The following is a 20,808-nucleotide window of genomic DNA, read 5'->3' as shown; positions in this document are numbered from 1 at the left end:
GGATTGTGGTCTCAATGAGTGATAAGTATTATATCGGATTCGACGCCGGTACACAGAGCGTCAAAGTAGCCGTTTACGACGATGAACAGCACTGCCTGGCCATGGATACGGCCAAGACCCATCTGGCATATCCTAAGCCCGGCTGGGTCCAGATGGATGTCGATGAATATTACCGCCTCATCAAACAGTGCATGGCTTCGTGCAGCCGCCAGATGGAAGAAAAAGGCTGGGACGTCAGCAAAGTCCGGGCCATCATGGGCGACGGCATCATCTGCGGCATCGCCGGCATCGACGAAGACGGCAAGGCCATTACGCCCTACGTCAACTACCTCGACAGCCGCACCCGCGATGACGTCGAAGCCCTGAAAGCAAAGAAGCTCGACATTTGGGGACGGGAAACGGGCAACGCCGAACCGAACATGATGTTCCCGGCCATGTTCGCCCGCTGGTTCATGAAGAACATCCCGGCCTGGAAGGAAAAGGGCGTCAAATTCGTCCACAACTGCCCCTACGTCTTAATGCACCTGGCAGGCCTTACGGCCAAGGACGCCTTCATCGACTGGGGCACCATGTCCGGCTGGGGCCTCGGTTACGACGTCGTCAAAAAAGAATGGTCCAAGGAACAACTCGACATCCTGGGCATTCCCGAATCGGCCATGCCGCGCATCGTAAAGCCCTGGGACATCATCGGTCATCTCTGTGAAGAAGACGCCATGGAAACGGGTTTTCCCGCAGGCATTCCCATCTGCGCCGGTGCCGGCGATACGATGGAATCCATGATGGGCAGCGGCATCTTGGAAGCGGGCAACGCCGTCGACGTCGCCGGGACCTGCGCCATGTTCTGCGCCGCAACGGACGGCATCATGCCGGAACTGTCGGTCCCCGGAAGCAACCTCATCTTTAACTCCGGGACCCTGCCGGGCACATACTTCTACTGGGGCATGGTCCGCACGGGGGGCTTGGCCCTTCGCTGGTTCAAAGACAGCATCGCCCGAGAAGAAGGGGACGACTACTACAGTACCCTCGACGAACTGGCCAAGCGCCATAAACCGGGCTGCGAAGGGGCCCTGTTCCTGCCCTACCTTACGGGCGGCGACAGCGCCTATCCCAACGTCCGCGGGACCTTTACGGGCCTTACCCTCGATTCCGACCAGGGAGCCATGTGGCGCTGCGTCCTCGAAGGCATCGGCTACGACTACATGGAAGTCACCGACCAATACCGGGCAGCCGGCATCGGTCTGAAGCACCTGACCATTACCGAAGGCGGCAGCCGGGACGAACTGTGGAACCAGATCAAGGCCGACATGCTCGATACGACGGTCGTCACCTTGAAAGTCGCCGGCGGAGCCGTACCGACCAACTGCATCGTCGCAGCTTATGCTGCCGGCGATATCAAGGATCTGAAAAAAGCCCTCGAACGCCAGTTGGAAGTCAAGGCCACCTACGTTCCCGACGAAGAAAATACCAAAATGTATCGCGCTTCCTATGAAAAACGGGGAGCCCTCTTAAAAGCCCTCAATGGGGGAGACTAAGAGCCTCACGTGCCGTACAGGTTTTGCCTGCTGCGGCACTTTTTTTTACTTGGTACCCACGAAAGGGCCTGTCTCCGGCACTTCCAATTCCCTGTGGCTATAGAACTCCATGCACTTTGTGAAAAAATAACGTAACTTTTATAACATAAGTTCATAACGTAACGTATTTCCATGACATAATTATATTAAAGAATGATAATAAGTAACTTGACTTAAAACGACTTGCATAAAATGCATGTAATAAATGTGAAAAAATGAAAAAAGTGCCGTTTTTTAGTGGATTTTTTTGGTGTGTGTGGTATACTATCAATGTAAGCAGTGAATCTTATTTATGAGGCGTGTGACTTTTTTTTAAACTAATCTAGTGAAAAAAATCACGCGACGAAGGAGGAGTTAAACATGAGTAAAGTAATGGTTATTGGCGCTGGTACGATGGGTTCCGGCATTGCACAGGTTTTCGCTACGCACGGCTGGGACGTTGTCCTGAACGATATTAAAGACGAATTTATCGCCGGCGGCCAGGCCAAAATCGACAAATCTCTGACCAAATTAGTTGCTAAAGAAAAAATGACCCAGGCTGACAAAGACGCAACCATGGCTCGCATTTCCGGTTTCGTTACCCGTACGGCTGAAAATATGAGCGACATCGACCTTGTCGTCGAAGCTGCTATCGAAGACTTGAAGATCAAATCGGCTATCTTCAAAGAACTCGACGAACTCTGCCCGGAACACACGATCCTCGCTTCCAACACGTCGTCCTTGGCTATCACTCAGATCGGCGCAGCTACGAAACGCCCGGACAAAGTTATCGGCATGCACTTCTTCAACCCGGCTCCGGTCATGAAGTTGCTCGAACTCATCAACGGCATCGCAACTTCTGACGAAACCTACGCTAAGATCGAACAGTTGTCGAAAGACCTCGGCAAAACTCCGGTTAAAGTTAACGACTTCCCGGGCTTCGCCGGCAACCGTATCGTCATTCCGATGCTCAACGAAGCTATCCAGGCTTTGATGGAAGGCGTTGCTTCCAAAGAAGACATCGATAACGTCTGCAAACTCGGCTTCAACCATCCCATGGGACCTCTGGCTCTCTGCGACCTTATCGGTAACGACGTTGTTCTCCACGTTATGGAAGTTCTTTACGAAGGCTTCGGCGATCCCAAATATCGTCCGTGCCCGCTGCTCAAGAAATACGTCCAGGCTGGTTACCTCGGCCGTAAGACTGGCAAAGGCTTCTACGACTACGCGAAATAAGTTAGCATTGTGCTAATTGAATACGGGGCGTGACTATCACACCCCGTATTATTTTTAAAGATTTACGGTCATAAAACGGCGTATCTCACCAGCATCCCGGGGGCGGTCCGGCCTGTTGGATTCCATCATGGAAAAGACCCGTCGTTTTCTATACTCATTCTATACTATTCTCTATATCAGTTGTTTTAGGAGGTTTATCTCATGGATTACCAGAACATTCTTTGTGCAGTAGAAAATGGTATCGCAACGATTACCATCAATCGTCCGAAAGCTCTGAACGCTTTGAACCTCGACACGGTTACGGAATTAAAAGACGCTATCGAAAAGATCGCTGTCGACAAAGCCGTTAAAGTCGTCGTCATCACCGGTGCCGGTGAAAAATCCTTCGTTGCCGGCGCAGACATCAAAGAAATGGCTACCAAGACTCCGGCAGAAGGCCGCGAATGGGGCCAGTTCGGTCAGAACGTCTTCACGGAAATCGAAAACATGCCTCAGCCTGTCATCGCTGCTATCAACGGCTTCTGCCTCGGCGGCGGCTGCGAACTTTCCTGCGCTTGCGACATCCGCTATGCATCGGAAAACGCAAAATTCGGCCAGCCTGAAGTCGGCCTCGGTATTACCCCGGGCTTCGGCGGCACCCAGCGTCTGACTCGTGTTGTCGGCCGCGGCCAGGCTAAAGAACTCATCTACACCGGCGGCATGATCGGTGCTGAAGATGCAAAAGCTATCGGCCTCGTAAACAAAGTCGTTCCTCAGGAAGAATTAATGCCGGCTGTCCTCAAATTGGCAGGCAAAATCGCCAAGAACGCTCCTGTCGCCGTACAGCTCTCCAAAGCTGCCATCAATCGCGGCATCAACTGCGACGTCGTAACCGGCATCGCTTACGAAGCTGAAGTCTTCGGTCTCTGCTTCTCCACGAACGACCAGAAGGAAGGCATGGCTGCTTTCGTAGAAAAACGTAAACCGACCTTTGAAGGCAAATAAGATCATCGTTTGACTCCGAATAAAGGGACGTCTCGTGATTTGTCATGGGACGTCCTTTTTTCATAACAAAGATGAAAAACGTATACTAAAGAAAAGCCAAAGTGATGTGACGACTAGATCTGAGTTAACAATTTCCCCGTAAGGGGACTGAAACTGTACATAACAGTAGACTCTCAACTGGACTGTCATAACGTCGCATCACCCGATTCCCCGTAAGGGGACTGAAATCTTGTTTTGTGCGGAAACCCTGCAGACGCGAGTTAAAAGGCCATCTACGGTCGACTATATGACTTAGATGGCTAAGAGGGAGAAGGCGCTCTTGCGCCCGATGAGAGGCATTTGCGAGGACATTCGAAGATGAGCCCTTTTCCGAAATTCGTTTGACAATAAAAGTCGAAAAACGTATACTTGAGATAAGTCAAAGTACTACTGACCTTTGGCAAACCGATTTCAGGGCCAAAAACCTCGTAGGTTTGAAAATTTTCAAACCTGCGAAAAACGGCATAACCAAGCGGATAAGCGGCACTGCCTGATTTTTATTTTTCACCCGGGTCCCCGAAAAAGGCCAAAAAAGCCGGAGGTTTGAAAAAATCGCCTGTGAGCCCAGTCAGGGGGCGGGTACTGGGAGGCAGAGTCAGAGTACCAAAATCCCCGTAAGGGGACTGAAACATTTCAGAAATAAGTTTGTATCGTATTATGTAGATAGAAGGTCAGAGTACCAAAATCCCCGTAAGGGGACTGAAACTTACATTATCAAGTTCGTCAAATAATGCACGTTGACGTCAGAGTACCAAAATCCCCGTAAGGGGACTGAAACTCAATATCGCAATTATAATATATAACCTTAAATTGTCAGAGTACCAAAATCCCCGTAAGGGGACTGAAACGAGTATAACCAACTCCCGGACGGATTTCCGGCAGCCGCGTCGCATTACCAAAATCCCCGTAAGGGGACTGAAACGTTTTCGCCTCTGATCTGCGGCCCAGGGAAGATCAGGTCGCATTACCAAAATCCCCGTAAGGGGACTGAAACATCGTAAAGAAATTGACGACGCATCCGACGATGGCGGAGTCGGCGTACCAAAATCCCCGTAAGGGGACTGAAACATTAAAATATCAAAACGATTCCTAAACTTACGGCAATGTCAGAGTACCAAAATCCCCGTAAGGGGACTGAAACGGCCAAACAAGTTTAACTAGCAATACTAATAACGCCCACGTCAGGGTACCGAAATCCCCGGATTTAATTAGACTCCTTTTGGAAAAAGGAGTTTGTACCATAGGGGACAGAAAACTGAATCTTGCATGAGAAAAGCCGATACCGTCATCTATCTGGGATGTCTGGTATCGGCTTTTGTCATGGAAGTTATTTTTTTAGGTACTAAAAATGTGCGTACTTGTAAATTTTATACCGGTAAGTATAATGAGGATAACCCGATGACGGGGAGACCTTATGCGAAAAGGAGACTTGACCATGGAATTTGAACCATTGATGAAGGATCGTTATTCGGTCCGCAAATTTTTGGATAAAAAAGTAGAACCGGCCCTCGTTGATAAACTGAAGGAAGCCATCATGCTGGCGCCGAGTGCCGTAAACTATCAGCCCATTCGGGCCTGGGTCATCGAATCGAAGGAGAAACTCGAACAGATCAAGGCCATCACGAAATACCACTTCCAGGCGCCCCTGACGATTGCCGTCGGTTATGTACCGGGCGAAGCCTGGGTCCGACAGAGTGACGGCCGGAATCACGGCGTCGTCGATGCCAGTATCGCCGCCATGCAGGTCTGGCTGGCCGCCGAAAACATAGGTCTCGGTGCCGCCTGGGTAAGCGACTTCGACACAGAAGAGCAGAAAAAATTGTTCCCCGAAATGAAGGACGCCGAAATCGTCGCCCTCATGCAGATCGGTTATCCCGCTCCGGAAGCAAAGCCCGCCGCCTGGCATTTCCAATCGAAAAAAGAAGAAGACGTCATTTCCTATTTATAAGCCTATTTTCTGACAGTAAAGCCCGCTCCCATGCCTGGAGCGGGCTTTTTTTCATGGATTGGCAGCCGTTGTTTGCAGCTGTGTTTTGGTGGAAGTCACCGGCTGTGTGCGGGAGATATCGGAAAAATCAAATAGTTTTATTTTGATATAAATTAGTGTTATGTTAAAAATAAATGTCTGAACGGAGCTTTTTTCAACCTAACGGAGTAGACGATAAAGCCCTTTTACTGTTACAATCTCGTCATATATGAAAATTATTTTCAACAAATAACTGCGGTATGGAAACATATGTCGGGAAAGAAGGTTGTATGAAACAGAAGAAGGCCCTGACGTGGGCTATTATCCTATGGCTGTCGGCGCCGCTGACGATGGCGGCAGATGCAGCAGACGGCAGTCAGTCCGTAACGACGAAGCAGGTCGTCGTCCAATCGTCTCAGGCCGAGGAAAATGCCAAGTGGGAGTCCCAGCAGGTTCAAATCATTACGGCCAAGGAAATTGAAGAAAAACAGGCCAAATCGGTGGAAGACGTCATTTTCAACCAGACCGGTGTGTCTAAGACCGTCGATGCCATGGGGCGGACCGGCGTGTCGATCCGCGGTGCCGAGCCGCGTCATACGCTGATCCTCATCGACGGACAGCCCGTAATGGGTGATTTGGCCAAGTATTCCGGCGCCATGGATGAAGTCATGCGGTTGGGGACGGAAAATGTCGATCACATCGAAGTCATCCAAGGGGCAGCCAGTGCCAAGTACGGTTCCGATGCCATTGGCGGCGTCATTAACATCATTACCAAGAAAGCGTCGGACACGCCTCAGATACAGTTCAATGCCGAAAGCATGCGTGCCAAAGGCGATAAGGGGTTAGCGCCCTACACCAATCTTTTCCTCCGCGCCGACTCCGGCCAGATCGGAAAACTGCGCCTCGGCGTCTACGGCAGCAAGCGGGACATCATGCCCGTATACGCCAGTGAGAAGCCGCGGCGGACGTGGATCATCGAAAATAAGGATATGGCCAATTTTGAGCCAAACTCCCTGCGCTACCACGGGACGGCCGATACGATCGGTATGGTCGGCACGTATGACATCAATGAAAATAACAGCCTCCATTGGAACGTCGAACGTTATACGGAAGACCTCCTTCGCCACGTCAAGCACACCGACAGCGATATGGAGCCCCAACAGATTTTTAAGCGGCGGGCTGACCGCAATACGTATAATTTGGGCTGGACGGGACGGGCCGGCAGGACCGACTGGAGTGTAGAAACGAATTATTCCCGTATGAAGGAAGACGATATTTCCCTCATCAATTACTATGGACGGTCGTCTTACGAGGGCAAGAATGAGCTGAAATACGTCGACGACGTCGACCACCGCCAGCGCAGTCTCAAGGCGTCGGCCAATACGCAGATCAATGACCGCCATCTCCTCAGCTACGGCGTCGGCTTTATCAAAGAGACCGGCGAAGGAAGCCGTCTCAAGAGCTCGCCCCGGACGTCGACGCGCTACATCGATCCCTGGGATTACGACAAGGGCCTCCTCGTCGAAGGCATCGATGCCTATATGCGAAACGATGGAGATACGAGCGTTCCCGTCTGGTCCCACATCCACGACTATGCCTTTTATGATAACGGCACCAGCCTGCCTCAATGGGACCAAAATTATGAATACTACGGCGCCGACCGCAACGATCCGTCGACGCTGCCCCTCATTACCTATACCGATTACGAACGGCATAAGCTGAAGGATAAGGAGCCGAGCCGCTGGTACAATGACTCGTCCATGACCGACGACAAGTGGAAGGACTACTGGACATTTGAACAGCAGCTGCGCGACCAGAACCCGCAGTTGGCCGGCGCATCGAACATCGTCGGCAAGTATTTTGAGTGGGGCATGGCGACGGATCCCAAGACCCGGGAAAAGGCGCCGGTCTTTAACGGCCGCCATTTTCTCGAAGAGTACCGCCGCCGCAACAACCGGATTACGACGGGGCGAGGCACGATCAATCGGCGTAATTTTTTCATCCAAGATACGTGGCAGGTCAACGACAGGACCATCGTGACCCCTATTCTCCGGCTGGACGACAGCAGCCTCTTTGGCAGCCATCTTTCAGGCAATTTGGGGCTGACCCACAATGTCGGCGGCAACGAACACCGGCGCTTTAAAGCCAATATCGGCACGGGCTATACCGAACCGGGCATGGGTGAACTCTGGTATAACTGGGAAATGTACGGCAGCAGTCCCGTCGGCATCGGCGTGGCCCGCATGGGCTGGTACTGGGTCGGCAATCCCGACTTGAAGCCGGAAACGTCGGTTAACTTCGACATCGGCATCGAAGGGGAAAATGACAATACGTCGGCCCGATTGGGCTTCTTCCACAACCGCATCAAAGATTACATGACCGTCTATTTTACCGGCCGCTACATGGATTTTGCCCCTGATTTGGGCTTTTCGGCCAAATGGATGCGGGCCCCCGATTTGATTTACAGCTTTAAGAATATCGGCCGCGCTGAAATTACGGGATTGGAAGCGGAAGTGAAGCAGAAACTGGGCCGTCATTGGACGGCTAAACTGGGGTATACCTGGCTCCACGCCATCAATAAGAGCGACTCCGATATGCCGCGCCGCCTCCTTGACAAGCCGGTCCATAAGGTCGATATCGGCCTTGACTATGACGACCCGGCAAGCGGCTGGCGCGGGTCCTTATGGGGCAATTACTACATCCACATGCTGGACAGCAATTCCCTTTCCGATTCGTCGAACTACTGGCCCGATATCCTTCAGGGAGAAGGGGCCGTGTACCGCAAGCCCCGGTACCAGAAGAAGACCTTCGGCATTTGGAACCTCATGGTGCAGAAAAAGATCAATAAAGATTCATTGGTCTACTTCGGCATCAATAACTTGTTCAACCACCGCGACGACGACCGGGCGACGCAGCAGCGGGTCTACCGCTTTGGGGTCAACTTTAAACTGGGCCGCGATGCCCGGGACATCCTCGAAGGGAAGAAGGCTCCCGCTGCTGAAGGCGCAGGGGCTGCCAAAACGCCGGTTCGCATGAACGACTTCATCGCCCGCCCCTTTGACGAGTCTAAGGGAGAAGGCTGGGACATCATCGGTGACTACCGCCTGCGGTGGGATTCCCATAAGGGACAGGACCGCCAGCTGCCGCCCTTTAGGGCAGATACGTACATCGATACGGCAGACCGCAACATGTATGACCGGGGAGAACACGGCTTTAGCCAGCGCCTGCGTTTGGGCGTCGATGCCCGCTTGGGAGACGATACCAACCTGCGCCTCTTGGGCAGCGCTTCCGGGGCGGCAGCCGTCGATACGGCAGAGACCGTGCCCTTGTCAGAAGGCCTCCAACATCAGCGCGTCGAAGAAGCGGACTTGACGCACCGCGTCCGGCAATGGGACTTCTCCATCGGCCGCCTGACGGAACCTATGGGGGTCACCGGGTATTGGTTCGGGAAAGAATTCGACGGTGTCCGCGCCGTTTGGACCGGAAAGGATACCCAGGTCCGCCTGGGATACGGGTCCTTTAAGCACAGTACGGGTATCTCCGATTCGGCCTATACCCATTCGACGCACGCCGTCTTCTATCGGCCGCCGACGGTATCGGAATTGATCGGTCTCAATCGCGACGATTGGCCTTATGATCTGGCCAAGATGGCCGGCGCCAACCCCTTGAAGCCGGGAACGACCGATCCGGACCGGGAAGGAACGGTCTACGACGAAGGCAGCCCCAACGATATTTACAATAAGTCCTATAAGGGGAAAAACGACAAGGTCTACTTCTACCAGCAGCTGCGGGATGCCGTAAAAAACGGGGCCGACACGAAGGAGCAGGGCGCCGTGATCCGCCGCCTCCAGCACATCGTGAACACGGCCTACGGCAAAGAAGCGGCTCAGGCCGGCATTACCCTCAACGTGCCGATCCACGGCAAGGTATTGTACCGCTTGAAGCATAAAGACACGGGAGCCGTCGTCTATAAGGCGGCCGATGTCTACTATAACAGCTACATCAGCGACTTCGACTCGCCGGAAGAAAAGGCCTATAAACAGGAAATGAATAAATACTTTTCCATCAGCCTCAGTGACGACAGGGCTCTCGGTGACGGCCGGGCCTTCCTCACTTCCCGGGAAGCGGAACTGCATCGGGGCTATGAAGCCATTGCCGAGCATACGGCCAAAGAAGCTTGGGGCTATTACGGCAAGGACGATGAAATGGGGACGACCTACCGTCCCTTGGACGGCAGCAGCATGTGGCGTAATGTGAGCCGCAGCGATAGGGCCGGCGATTATGTCTATGACGGTATCGAAGGCATCGGCAGCCTCGATTGGAAAGATTCCGGTCAAGACGGAGCGGGTTGGTATTCACAGTACCGGTTCGACTCGACGCTGGACCATCTCATCGATGAACTGTACAAGGAAAATTACGGCAGTGCCGACATCAATGGAAACGACCCGAATTACGGGCTGAAGATTCCCAGACTGCTGTCGGAATACCTGAAAGCCCTGGAAGATCTCGTCCGCAGTGCCGATTCGGCCAGTAAGCAGCCCCGGGCGGCTTTGGAAAAAGCCATCGGTCGGCCGATCCTTACGGAAGGGACGATCCTCCGGCGCGACGTCATTGCCCCTCTCAATCGGGCGGCTTTCGTCCAGGTCAAGAAACAATTCGGCGCTGATTTCGGCCTTCAGGCTTGGTACTTCCATTCTTTCAGGCAGGACAAACAGCCGTGGTTCTCGGAAAATAACCACGGCAATGATGTCGATATCTTTGACCGTTTTGCCGACGTCGTCGGCATCGGGGCTCGCTGGCAGATCGGACAGAACCTGCGCCTGTCTGCCGACTACGGCCAGAACCGTACGGAATTCGGCCGCTTCCTGAACGGTCAGTCCCGGTACGATCATCAGCGGGGCACGGCAGACTTTACCCTTCTTGGCCGGGATAAGGGCGGAACGCCTCACTTCTGGACGGTGCGCCTCGACGTCGGCCGCAGCGATACGGATATACCGGGCAGCTGGAATGCCTTTGCCGACTATAAATACTTCCAGCACGGCTCCTTCTTCGGCGGCAACGGTACGGAAAGCCTGCCGGACCGCTATCTCGACGGCATTCGCAGCTTTACCGTCGGTGCCGGCTATGTACCGGCTAAAAATTTCCTCGTCGAAGCCTTCTATACCTTCGATGCCAAGGGCATTCACAGCCGCGATACGCTCTACGGGCCGGAACAGTTTACCTTAGGCGATTATGCCCGCCTGCAGCTGACCTATAAATTTTAAATCCCTTGCCTTAGGACCAATAATGGCGCAGTTGACAGGCCGTGCGGGCCAGTACCCACGACGCTGAACACAGGGCAAGAGGCATAGCGGCGATGACGACGGCCAGGTTTCTGGTTTCCGTCGTCATCGTGCTGTGGGTCAGCCAGAGCAAGGCTTTCAGTAGGGATTCAACAGTCACGCAGCCGGTGAAAAGGGCGATGACGAAGACGGCAGCGGCTAAGGGCAGCATGACGAGATACGAGAAAAGATAGAGGGTATGTTTCATAGGGGACGCCTCCTAAAAGGTTATAAGATTCGATGTATTAACATGATATACCTCCATTCTCAATATGTCAAATAAAATGATAATGAGAATAGCAGGAAAGGCTGTTCAGACAGGCGGTTACAAAATAAATGTCGGAACGGATCATTTCCCGACTGATTGGAGTGGTCGTTATAATTGTAATATGTTATGATTTTATTACAAAATATATTGAAAATCGATATCGATAATAAAACTTTTATATAGGAGATCCCCTTGGGAACACGCCGCCATCCCCGCCGGATTTTTAGGGAAAGGAGGACCTGTCTATGTATCGCATACAGGGAGAAGTCGTGTTCGACGGGACTGGCGAATGCTTCGCCTTTTTAGGAGCTTTATGGGCTTTGGCTGCATTCGTGTTTTATGTCTTGTTTTGGTAGTTTTCTTTGAAAGAGAGGTTCTTTTTTGCGTAAAGTATTGATTAGCAGTCTTATTTTTTGCGGCATTGTCATCGTGGCAGCCGTGGCCTGGTTCATGATGGCAGACGCCGATGGGGTACCATCGACAGCGACTCGTCAAGTCGTGGATGCAACCGGAGAGTCCGTCACGATTCCCGTTCACCCGCAGCGAGTCGTTTTTTTGAATGTATCCAATCTTGATTTATATGACGCTGCCGGCGGCCGGGATACGATTGTCGGCAAGCCGACGTCTGATTCTATGGCACCGGAACTGGCCGAGGCCTTGGCAGCCGTCCCGTCGGTGGGCATCATTCATCGGCCTAATTTAGAGACGATTTTATCGCTCCATCCGGATTTAGTCGTCGGCATCAACGTGCCTTTTCACAACCAGATTCGCCAAACCCTGGCCCAAAACGGCATCCCGCTGTACATCAATTCCTTGGATTCCTTGGAAGACAGTTTGAGGACGCTGGAGTTCTTTGGCGAATTGACCGGCCATGAACCGGAGGCAGCGAAGAAGGCTGCCGATATCAAAGATCGGACCGATGCCGTCATGGCAGCCGCCGGCGGGAAGGAAAGCCCGCGGGCCCTGATCCTCTTCAGTTCGCCGGACAGCAACAATATGGCTACGGCAGCCAGCTTTTCCGGCGATATGCTGAAACGCCTCCACGGTACCAATATTGCCGAGGGAGCCGGTTCTCACGAGCCCTTTGTGCCCCTCAGCATGGAATACGTCCTGCGCCAAGATCCGCAGGTCATCTTTATCATCTCCATGGGCCAGAGTCCCGATGAGGCCGATCGATTCCGGTCATCCATGGCTGACAGCGATTCTTGGAGTCAGGTCCGGGCTGTGCGCCAAGAGAAGGTCTATGCCCTGCCGACGGCCCTATTTACGGTCAATCCGGGAAGCCGCATTGCCGATGCCATGGAATACATGGCCGACCGCCTGTATGGGGGAGGGACCCTATGATGGCGGATAAGGTCACCCGGAAAAGAGAGATCCGGCGGCTGACGGTCCTCTTAGCCGGCCTGGTCCTCTTGGTCGGTGTCCTTATTTTAACGGTCGTCGTCGGTGCCGTATCGATCCCCTTACCGGATCTTTGGCTGGCGTTGCGGGCGCCGGGGACGACGGAAGATTACCGTATCATCTATACCCTGCGCATGCCTCGCGGCATCTGCGCCGCCTTGGCCGGGGCCAACCTGGCCTTGTCGGGCTGCATCCTCCAAGGGGTCCTTCGCAATCCCTTGGCCGATCCGGGCATTATCGGCATTTCGGCCGGAGCGGGCCTGGCGGCTATGGCCTTGATGATGCTGGCGCCGACGCTGACCGTTTGGGTGCCTTTAGCGGCCTTTGCCGGAGCCTTAGGGGCGGCGGCCATCGTCTTTTTCCTGGCCTGGGAGCGGGGCGTCAATCCCCTGCGCCTGGTACTGGCCGGGGTGGCCGTGGCGGCCTTCTTTGGCGGCGGCATGACGGCCTTGTCCGTTTTCTTTTCCGATAAGGTCCAGGGAACCGTGTCCTGGATGGCCGGCGGATTTGCCGGTGCCGGCTGGCAGAGCGTGCGCATGATCCTGCCTTATAGTCTGATCGGCATGGTGGGGACGATCTGCCTCTATCGGCGCCTCAATGCCCTGCAGCTCGGCGACGACGTAGCTCAGACGTTAGGCGTTCAGGTCCATCGGACGCGGGCTCTTTTAGTAGCCCTGGCCGCGCTTTTGGCGGCGTCTGCCGTCAGCGTAGCCGGCCTTTTGGGCTTCGTCGGCCTGGTCGTGCCCCACGTGATGCGCCTCATCGTCGGTTCTGACTTCGAGCCCCTTTTGCCTTGCTCGGCCGTGTTCGGTGCCGTCTTGGTAGCCGGCGCAGACGCTGCGGCCAGGACGGTCTTCAGTCCCATGGAAGTTCCCGTCGGCATCTTCATGTCCTTTATCGGGGCGCCGTTTTTCCTGTATTTATTGAGACGGAGGCTGGGTACGCCATGAGTCCTATTGAACTTAAGGGTCTTCAGATCCAATACGGCAATAAGGTCGTTGCCCGGGACTTGAACCTGGTACTGGACAAGGCAGAAATCATCTCCATCATCGGCCCCAACGGGTCGGGGAAGTCGACGCTGCTGAAGACGATGGCCCGCCTGATCCTGCCGTCGGCCGGCGTCGTCACCTTGAACGGCCGCGACATGAACAGCTTTTCGACGGATGCCCTGGCCCGTATGATCTCTTTTATGCCCCAGTCGATGCAGGCCCCCGGCGATCTTACCGTGCGGGACTTGGTCCTCTTGGGACGGCTTCCTTATCAGAGCCTCTTTTCCAGCCTTCGCGAAGAAGATGGTAAGGCTGCCGATAAGGCGCTGGCCGGGACGGGGATGACCAAGCTGCAGCACCGACGCCTTTCGGCCCTGTCCGGCGGGGAACGGCAGCGGGCCTGGCTGGCACTGGCTTTGGCCAAGGAGCCGGAAGTCCTGCTCCTCGACGAGCCGACGACTTATTTAGATATTCACCATCAATTAGATTTAATGGAACTCATCGCTGAACTGTATGAAACGACGGGCGTGTTGGTAGTCATGGTCCTCCATGACCTGAATCATGCCGCCCGCTACAGCCATCGCCTGATTGCCGTCAAAGAAGGACGGATCGTCGTCGACGGACCGGTTAAGGATGTGTTTCGGCGGGACATCATTGAACCGCTGTACGACATACAAGCTATTATTACGGAAGTACAGGAAGGTGCTGAAACGTACCGCCTGTGTGTGCCTTATGGGACGCACTGACTGCTGGAAGGAGCAAAGGGAATGAACTATCGTAACTATACGGCACTCTTAGCCGTACTCATGACGACGTCCTTGTATGGAACGATTGAAGGCGCTGCCGTCGGAAATGAAGAACCGGTCCAATTAAAAGACGTCATCGTCACGGCGACCAAGACCGAAGAAGAAGTGAAGACCGTGCCTCAGGCTGTCGAAGTCTGGACGCAGGAAGATCTGCAGCGCATGGGAGCGGCGAATGTCCGGTCGGCCCTGCAACTGGCCAATAACGTCAACCTGGCCCGGGCGGGCATGACGGGGAACGCCGTCATGATTCGCGGCATGAGCACCAACCACTCGCTGATCCTCGTCGACGGCAAGCGCTATGCCGGTGAAGACACGGATGTCACGACCAACGTCTATGCCCTGGAACGCCTCGATTTGAGCGATATCGAGCGCATTGAAATCGTCCGCGGCCCGTCGAGCTCCCTCTACGGCTCCGATGCCATGGGCGGCGTCATCAATATCATCACCAAGGTCCCCGATAAGGCCGGCGGCACTGTAGGCGTCGTCACCGGTACGGAAAATACGGCGTCATACGTCAATGTCGACTTTGGCAAACACCATCGTTGGTCGACGTCCTTCGACGCCCGTTGGGACCGGCTGCGGCCCTTTAACCGCTACGTCTACAGCAGCACCGTCTCCGGCCGCGGCACGCGGACCGTGACCGAAGGCTATGACCGGGCCATGTACGGCATGCGCCGCATGTACCAGCTGGCCGGCGTCTATGACTTTGAAAACAGCAACGACAACAAGCTGCGCGTCGACCTGGAGTATCATAATGATGACCTGCGGTCCGATTTTGCTCCGGCCTGGTATGCCATGGGGCCCATGAAGCTTCCGACGTCGCTGGATAAGCGGGAATTTTACCATGAACAGGAGCGGGCAGCCAGCGTCGAATACACGGGGAAGACCGGCCGCAATGACTACATGTTCCGCACGTATTACAATCAGTTGAAGAAAAATTCTGTCATCTACAATGACCGCCCTCTCTTTCCGGGCATGATGGAACGGATCTTAGGCGGCATGTACCCCAGAGCCGATATGGACCGGGCTGATTACAGCACTTGGGTGACCGAAGCCCAGGATACGATGTATATCGGCGACCATCATAACCTGACCTTTGGCGGCGAATATCGGAAACTGAAATACGAAGGGACCCGTCTCTCCGGTTCGTCAGTCGGTCTTGATAAGGCTGTGGCCGGGCACGAAGTCAATTCCTATGCCGGCTATGTAGAAGACTTGTGGCAGGTCAACGACCGCCTGCTGCTCATCCCGTCCCTGCGCTTTGAGCACAACAGCCAGTTCGGCAGTCAGACGACGCCTAAAATCGGCCTGACGTATAACATCGATCAGAACTGGCGCTTTAAATCGAATTACGGCCAGGGCTATAAGGCCCCGTCCATCAGTGAACTCTATATGGAAATGCACCGGGCCATGGGAGCGACGACGGTCAATATCTACGGCAATCCCGATTTGGAACCGGAAAAATCGACGAGCTTCGACTTCGGCTTAGAATACGATAAAGGCCGCAATTTCGGGAAATTGACCTATTTCCATAATAAGGTGACCAACTTAATCGAAACAGCTCCCATCGGCTATATGACCTATCAGTACATCAATATCGCCAAGGCCGATATCAACGGCGTCGAAGCCGAAGTGGGGCGCCGCCTCAATGACCGCTGGACCGTGAAGATGACCCATAACTACCTCGACGCGACCAACGGTACGACGGGCGAACGCCTCAATTATCGGGCCAGACATACGACGACGCTGCAACTCTTATACGACGATCATAAAGAAAAGGGCTTCAGTGCCGTCCTCTGGGATCAGTTCAGCAACGACTACCGCTTTGACGGACAGGATTATACCTATAATACGCTGAACTTCTCCTTCCGCAAGAAACTGAGCGGCGGCTTTGCCGTCTACGGCGGCGTCGATGATATTTTTGACAAGAAAGTCGACGACATCTATGTCGACGGCCGGATGTGGCGGATCGGCGCTGAATGGAAGTGGTAAGGGGGCGTCGTGATGAAATCCTTGTTACGAAAATCATTGACCTTGTGGGCTTGGGCCCTCGTCCTGGCCGTACCCGGACTGACGAACGGGGCTCAAGGACCGGACATCGTCGAAACGGCGACGGGCCGCAGTCTGTCGGTCTCGGAGTTAGCCGATCAGGTGAAAGGGGCGGACGTCATCTTCTTTGGGGAATTTCATGACAATACCGCCATTCACGAACTGGAAGCAGCTCTCTTTGAGGCTCTCTATGAGCGAAAAGGCCGCAATCTGGCCCTTTCGTTGGAAATGGCTGAACAGGACAGCCAGCCCGTGCTGGATGCCTATCTGAAGGGAGAGGTCCCTGAAGAAACTTATTTAGCCCAGAGCCGGCCCTGGCCCAACTATAGGGAGGCCTATCGGCCCGCCGTTGAATTTGCCAAAACACATGACCTTTCTGTCGTCGCCGCCTCGATCCCGAGGCCGGCTGCGGCGGCGTATGCCCGGACGGGGACGTTGGACGCCATTCCGGCATCGTGGAAATCCTATGTGCCGGAGCCCCTTTACCCGAGCTCTCTGGCTTATGAACGAAAATTTACGAAGATCATGAAGGCCTTAAAAGGGCGGGCCATGCCGGTATCGGAAGAAACGATCCCCAAGCTGTTCGCGGCCCAATCTTTAAAGGACAATGCCATGGCCGAAAGGCTGGCCGCTTATAAAAAGAACCATCCCGCTCATCTGGTCTATCATCTGACCGGGGCCGTCCACAGCGGCGGTTATTTGGGCTCTGTCGAACAGCTCCACCGCCGGCAGCCGGACCTCGATATACAGGTCATTACCGCCGTTTTCGCGGAGTCGTCCGAGACAGGCGGTGTGCAGCCGGGAAGGCTGTACCAAGATGAAGGGGACTATATCGTCGTCGTACCTAACACAGAGGCGGGCGATGGGGGATGAAGCGCTTTTTATCCTGCTACCGCTCGTACGGCCGGCTCCTGGCCGTCGTCGTTATCGGCTCCGTCTTATCGGCCGTCTTGGAGACCCTCTTTCCCATGGTGGTCCGCCATATCCTCGACGTCGTCCTGCCGTCCGGGGATTTAGAGGCCCTGATTCGGTCAGCCCTCGGCCTTTTGGGGCTCTACGTCCTCTGTCTGCTCCTGACCTTTCTCGTCTATTACTGCGGCCGGAATATGGGAGCCCGCATCGAGCATGACCTTCGCTGTGACCTCTTTTCCCATGTGGAAGGGCTGAGTTTTTCCTTCTTTGACCGCGTCCATACGGGACGGCTCGTGTCGACGGTCATCAGCGATATTTCAGAGATCGGCGATCTCGTCTTTCAACTGCCTAACTTAGCCCTCGTCTGCACGATTACCATGGCCGGCAGTGCCTTCTTCATGTTCCGCCTCAATTGGCAGTTGGCCGGTCTGGTCCTCGTCGTTTTGGCCCTAAAGACGGCCGATACGATATGGCTCAACCGACGGATGAAGAAGACCTTTTTCCGCGCGCGGGAGAAAATGGGGAGCCTCAGTACGGTCTGTGCCGAAAGCTTCAGTGCCATCCGGGTCATTCAGGCCTTTGGCAGTGAAAACCGCATCTTCCGCCATTTTGAAGGGGCCAGCCAAAAGCTGCGGCAGGCCCAAAAGAGGACCAATCTCCTGGAAGCCTATTTGATGAGTACCATCCTCTTTTTTACCAATGTAAACAACTTGGTCATCATTGCTGCCGGCAGTTATTTTATCATTCACGGAGCCATGGCCGTCGCCGATTTAGTCGTCTTTTTGATGTATCTAATGCTCTTTATCCGGCCTATCATGCAGCTCACCGTCCTGACGGAACGGTATCAGCGCAGTATGGCCGGATTTCGTCGTTATGCAGAATTGATGGACCAACAGGCTGAGATCGTCGACCGTCCCGGCGCCGTCGAGGCTGAGGGAATTGAAGGGCGTCTGGAATTTCGCCGCGTGTCCTTTTCGTATCCCGGCAGCGATACGATGATTTTGAAGGATTTTAACTTGACCGTCGCGCCGGGGGAAACGGTAGCCATCGTCGGTGCTACCGGTGTCGGAAAGAGCAGCCTTGCCAATCTGATCCTTCGTTTTTATGACGTTTCGGCCGGTTCCATCGTCCTCGACGGCCGGGATATCCGCGACTATACCCTGGCGTCGCTGCGGCAGGCCGTGGGCATCGTCCAGCAGGATGTCTTTCTCTTTGCCCGCTCGATTCGGGACAATATCGCCCTTGGCGATGAGACGGCGCCCGATGAGGTCCTTCGGGAAGCGGCGAAAAAAGCCGATGCCGCCGCCTTTATCGAGGCCCTGCCCGAAGGCTATGACAGTTACGTCGGCGAACGGGGCATCCTCTTGTCGGGCGGTCAAAAACAGCGATTGGCCATTGCCCGCATGTTCCTTAAGAACCCGCCGGTCCTGATCCTCGACGAGGCCACGTCGTCTCTCGATAACGAAACAGAACTGCGGATCCAGCAGGCTTTGACGGCCTTGTCGGCGAAGCGGACGACGCTGATCATCGCTCACCGCTTGGCGACGATCCGCCAGGCCGACCGCATCGTGGTCCTGACCGGAGAGGGGATTGCCGAAGAAGGGTCCCATGAAGCGCTGATAGCGAAAAAAGGGGCTTATTATGACTTATACCGGGCTCAGTTTTCTTCAAAAGCCTAGACAAAGGCGGTATTTTATCAGTCTTTGATCCATTTTTAAAGTAAATGTCTGAACGGATCCTTTTTGACCTCCTTGGAGTAGAAAGGGGAGGGGGAAATCTGTTACAATGACACTGCTTAAAGATGAGAATTGATTTCATAAAAAGGGAGCGTGTGAAAGAATGGAAGCTTTTCAGTATGCCTTACAGTTGTTTCACAGCGGCGGTCTGGTCATGTATCCTCTCTTGCTGCTGTCTATTTTTACCCTGGCCATCGCCATCGAACGCTTTGGCTACTACCGGGTGAACCGCAAAGGATCCAAGGAGTTCTGCGCCGGCGTCAGTGAGGCGGCCGAGAGCCGGGAATGGGACCGGGCCGATGCCTACTGCCGGCAGTTTCCGACGGCCATGAGCCGCATCGTCGCCAACGGCCTGAAATACGGCGGCGACGAAAATCGGATGAAGACGGCCTTTCATGAACAGATGCACGTCGAAGCCATCGGCTTCCAGCGGTATCTCGACTATCTCAGTGCCATCGTCACCATCGCTCCCCTGTTAGGGCTCTTGGGGACGGTTACGGGCATGATCAGTACCTTCAGCGTCCTCGATAACGGTGCCGGTGCCTCGGCCATCAGCGGCGGTGTCGGCGAGGCCTTAGTCGCCACGGCAACGGGCCTCTGTGTAGCCATCCTGGCCTTCTGCGTCTATACCTATTTCTCGCATCAGCTCGACACGATTGTCACCGATACGGAACGGGTCTGCCTCGACGTCATGCAGGCCCAAAAAGCAGGATAGGAGGCGAAAGTCATGTTTTCTCACGTCAGAATGAAGAAGAAGCCCGTGTTCATGATCATCCCCATGATCGACATCATCTTCTTCCTCCTCGTATTTTTTATGATGAACAGCTTGCAGACCGTCGCCCAAAAAGCCCTTTCCGTCCAGCTTCCTCAGGCCCAGAGCGCTTCGGCTCCGGCTCAGATGCCCTTGATCGTCACCGTCGACAAGGACGGCCATATTACCCTCGACAACAAGCCGGTCAGTATCGACGAAGCGTCGACTTTGATGAAGAAGCACATGGCCGATAATGCCAATGCCGCCGTCGTCCTCCAGGCCGATAAGGGCACGGCTCACGGCCAGGTCGTAGCCGTCATGGACATGTTGAAATCTGCCGGCGTCAAGCGGCTGGCCATTGCGGCCAAGCAGAAAGGGTGAGGTCCATGGACAGCCGTATTTCTTGGAAAAAGGCTTATGGCGGATCCCTGGTCATCCACGCCCTGGTCTTTGGCCTGTTCATGTGCTTTTTAGCCGGCTCCGTCGCTCACCATGAAGAAGAAAAAATGTACGTCATCGACCTCGATGCGTCGGAACTGACAGGCGCCGGGAGCGGTCATGCCGGCGGTGGCGGCGGCGGAGCGGCCAATCTATTTCCCGATAAGTTGTCCGACGCGGCCGTGGCCGAGCGAAGGGCTCAGGTCGAACAGGCTTCGTCAGCCTTGGCAGCTCCATCGGCCATATCGCCGGTAGAAAACGCAGCGGCCAATCCCTCTCCGGCAAATGCGGTTTCGTCTGATGGAGGCAGCTCTGCGGCAGGCGGGGAAGGAAGCGGCAGCGGCAGCGGCTCGGGAAGCGGC

14 protein-coding genes, 1 pseudogene and 1 CRISPR repeat array are annotated in these 20,808 nt (G+C 54.5%); of the genes and pseudogenes, 14 read left to right on the top strand and 1 reads right to left on the bottom strand.

Annotation, left to right across the window (positions count from 1 at the left end; genetic code table 11):
* Window positions 1-14: 14 nt before the first annotated feature.
* The 5 genes from TX77_RS01410 (at window position 15) to TX77_RS01385 (ending at window position 11,039) form a co-directional block, all read left to right on the top strand.
* Window positions 15-1,532: an FGGY-family carbohydrate kinase gene (locus tag TX77_RS01410; protein WP_044503056.1), complete on the top strand. Its 1,518-nt coding sequence runs from the start codon at window positions 15-17 to the stop codon at window positions 1,530-1,532.
* Window positions 1,533-1,931: 399 nt separating this feature from the next.
* Window positions 1,932-2,786, top strand: coding sequence for a 3-hydroxybutyryl-CoA dehydrogenase (locus TX77_RS01405; protein ID WP_044503055.1), 855 nt, complete (start codon window positions 1,932-1,934; stop codon window positions 2,784-2,786).
* A 201-nt stretch (window positions 2,787-2,987) separates the two neighbouring features.
* Window positions 2,988-3,770 carry a short-chain-enoyl-CoA hydratase gene (locus TX77_RS01400; RefSeq protein ID WP_044503054.1) on the top strand — a complete coding sequence of 261 codons (783 nt, stop codon included), beginning with the start codon at window positions 2,988-2,990 and terminating at the stop codon, window positions 3,768-3,770.
* Between the two features lie 633 nt (window positions 3,771-4,403).
* Window positions 4,404-4,950: a CRISPR direct-repeat array (repeat unit 36 nt; unit sequence GTCAGAGTACCAAAATCCCCGTAAGGGGACTGAAAC).
* 294 nt (window positions 4,951-5,244) lie between these two features.
* The gene (locus tag TX77_RS01390; RefSeq protein ID WP_044503052.1) at window positions 5,245-5,757 is read left to right on the top strand and encodes a nitroreductase family protein; all 513 of its coding nucleotides are present in this window, start codon (window positions 5,245-5,247) and stop codon (window positions 5,755-5,757) included.
* A gap of 308 nt (window positions 5,758-6,065) precedes the next feature.
* Window positions 6,066-11,039, top strand: a complete 4,974-nt coding sequence (locus tag TX77_RS01385; RefSeq protein ID WP_154651835.1) for a TonB-dependent receptor domain-containing protein — start codon at window positions 6,066-6,068, stop codon at window positions 11,037-11,039.
* 10 nt (window positions 11,040-11,049) lie between these two features.
* Here TX77_RS01385 and TX77_RS01380 read toward each other — a convergent pair whose 3' ends face one another.
* Entirely contained in the window at window positions 11,050-11,304 is a 255-nt protein-coding gene (locus TX77_RS01380; protein ID WP_044503050.1) for a hypothetical protein, read from the bottom strand.
* Between the two features lie 441 nt (window positions 11,305-11,745).
* Here TX77_RS01380 and TX77_RS01375 point away from each other — a divergent pair, with 441 nt between their 5' ends.
* From TX77_RS01375 to TX77_RS13770, 9 genes and pseudogenes are all read left to right on the top strand, one after another.
* Window positions 11,746-12,708, top strand: coding sequence for an ABC transporter substrate-binding protein (locus tag TX77_RS01375; RefSeq protein WP_044503049.1), 963 nt, complete (start codon window positions 11,746-11,748; stop codon window positions 12,706-12,708).
* Window positions 12,705-13,715: a FecCD family ABC transporter permease gene (locus tag TX77_RS01370; RefSeq protein ID WP_044503048.1), complete on the top strand. Its 1,011-nt coding sequence runs from the start codon at window positions 12,705-12,707 to the stop codon at window positions 13,713-13,715. The genes TX77_RS01375 and TX77_RS01370 overlap by 4 nt, the downstream gene beginning before the upstream one ends.
* Entirely contained in the window at window positions 13,712-14,500 is a 789-nt protein-coding gene (locus TX77_RS01365) for an ABC transporter ATP-binding protein (RefSeq protein WP_044503047.1), read from the top strand. Before TX77_RS01370 ends, TX77_RS01365 begins: the two co-directional genes overlap by 4 nt.
* Window positions 14,501-14,521: 21 nt before the next feature.
* Window positions 14,522-16,552, top strand: a complete 2,031-nt coding sequence (locus TX77_RS01360; protein WP_049917262.1) for a TonB-dependent receptor plug domain-containing protein — start codon at window positions 14,522-14,524, stop codon at window positions 16,550-16,552.
* A gap of 12 nt (window positions 16,553-16,564) precedes the next feature.
* Window positions 16,565-17,482 carry a ChaN family lipoprotein gene (locus TX77_RS01355; protein ID WP_044503046.1) on the top strand — a complete coding sequence of 306 codons (918 nt, stop codon included), beginning with the start codon at window positions 16,565-16,567 and terminating at the stop codon, window positions 17,480-17,482.
* Window positions 17,479-19,200, top strand: a complete 1,722-nt coding sequence (locus TX77_RS01350; RefSeq protein WP_044503045.1) for an ABC transporter ATP-binding protein — start codon at window positions 17,479-17,481, stop codon at window positions 19,198-19,200. The genes TX77_RS01355 and TX77_RS01350 overlap by 4 nt, the downstream gene beginning before the upstream one ends.
* Window positions 19,201-19,360: 160 nt before the next feature.
* The gene (locus tag TX77_RS01345) at window positions 19,361-19,972 is read left to right on the top strand and encodes a MotA/TolQ/ExbB proton channel family protein (RefSeq protein WP_044503044.1); all 612 of its coding nucleotides are present in this window, start codon (window positions 19,361-19,363) and stop codon (window positions 19,970-19,972) included.
* 12 nt (window positions 19,973-19,984) lie between these two features.
* Entirely contained in the window at window positions 19,985-20,389 is a 405-nt protein-coding gene (locus TX77_RS01340) for an ExbD/TolR family protein (RefSeq protein ID WP_044503043.1), read from the top strand.
* A gap of 5 nt (window positions 20,390-20,394) precedes the next feature.
* Window positions 20,395-20,808: pseudogene (locus TX77_RS13770) on the top strand (TonB family protein); the annotation flags it as partial.

The organism is Megasphaera massiliensis (assembly GCF_000455225.1).
GTDB classification, from domain to species: domain Bacteria; phylum Bacillota; class Negativicutes; order Veillonellales; family Megasphaeraceae; genus Megasphaera; species Megasphaera massiliensis.
The sequence above is the reverse complement of the archived record's forward strand: the minus strand, read 5'-3'. Positions and strand labels throughout refer to the sequence as shown.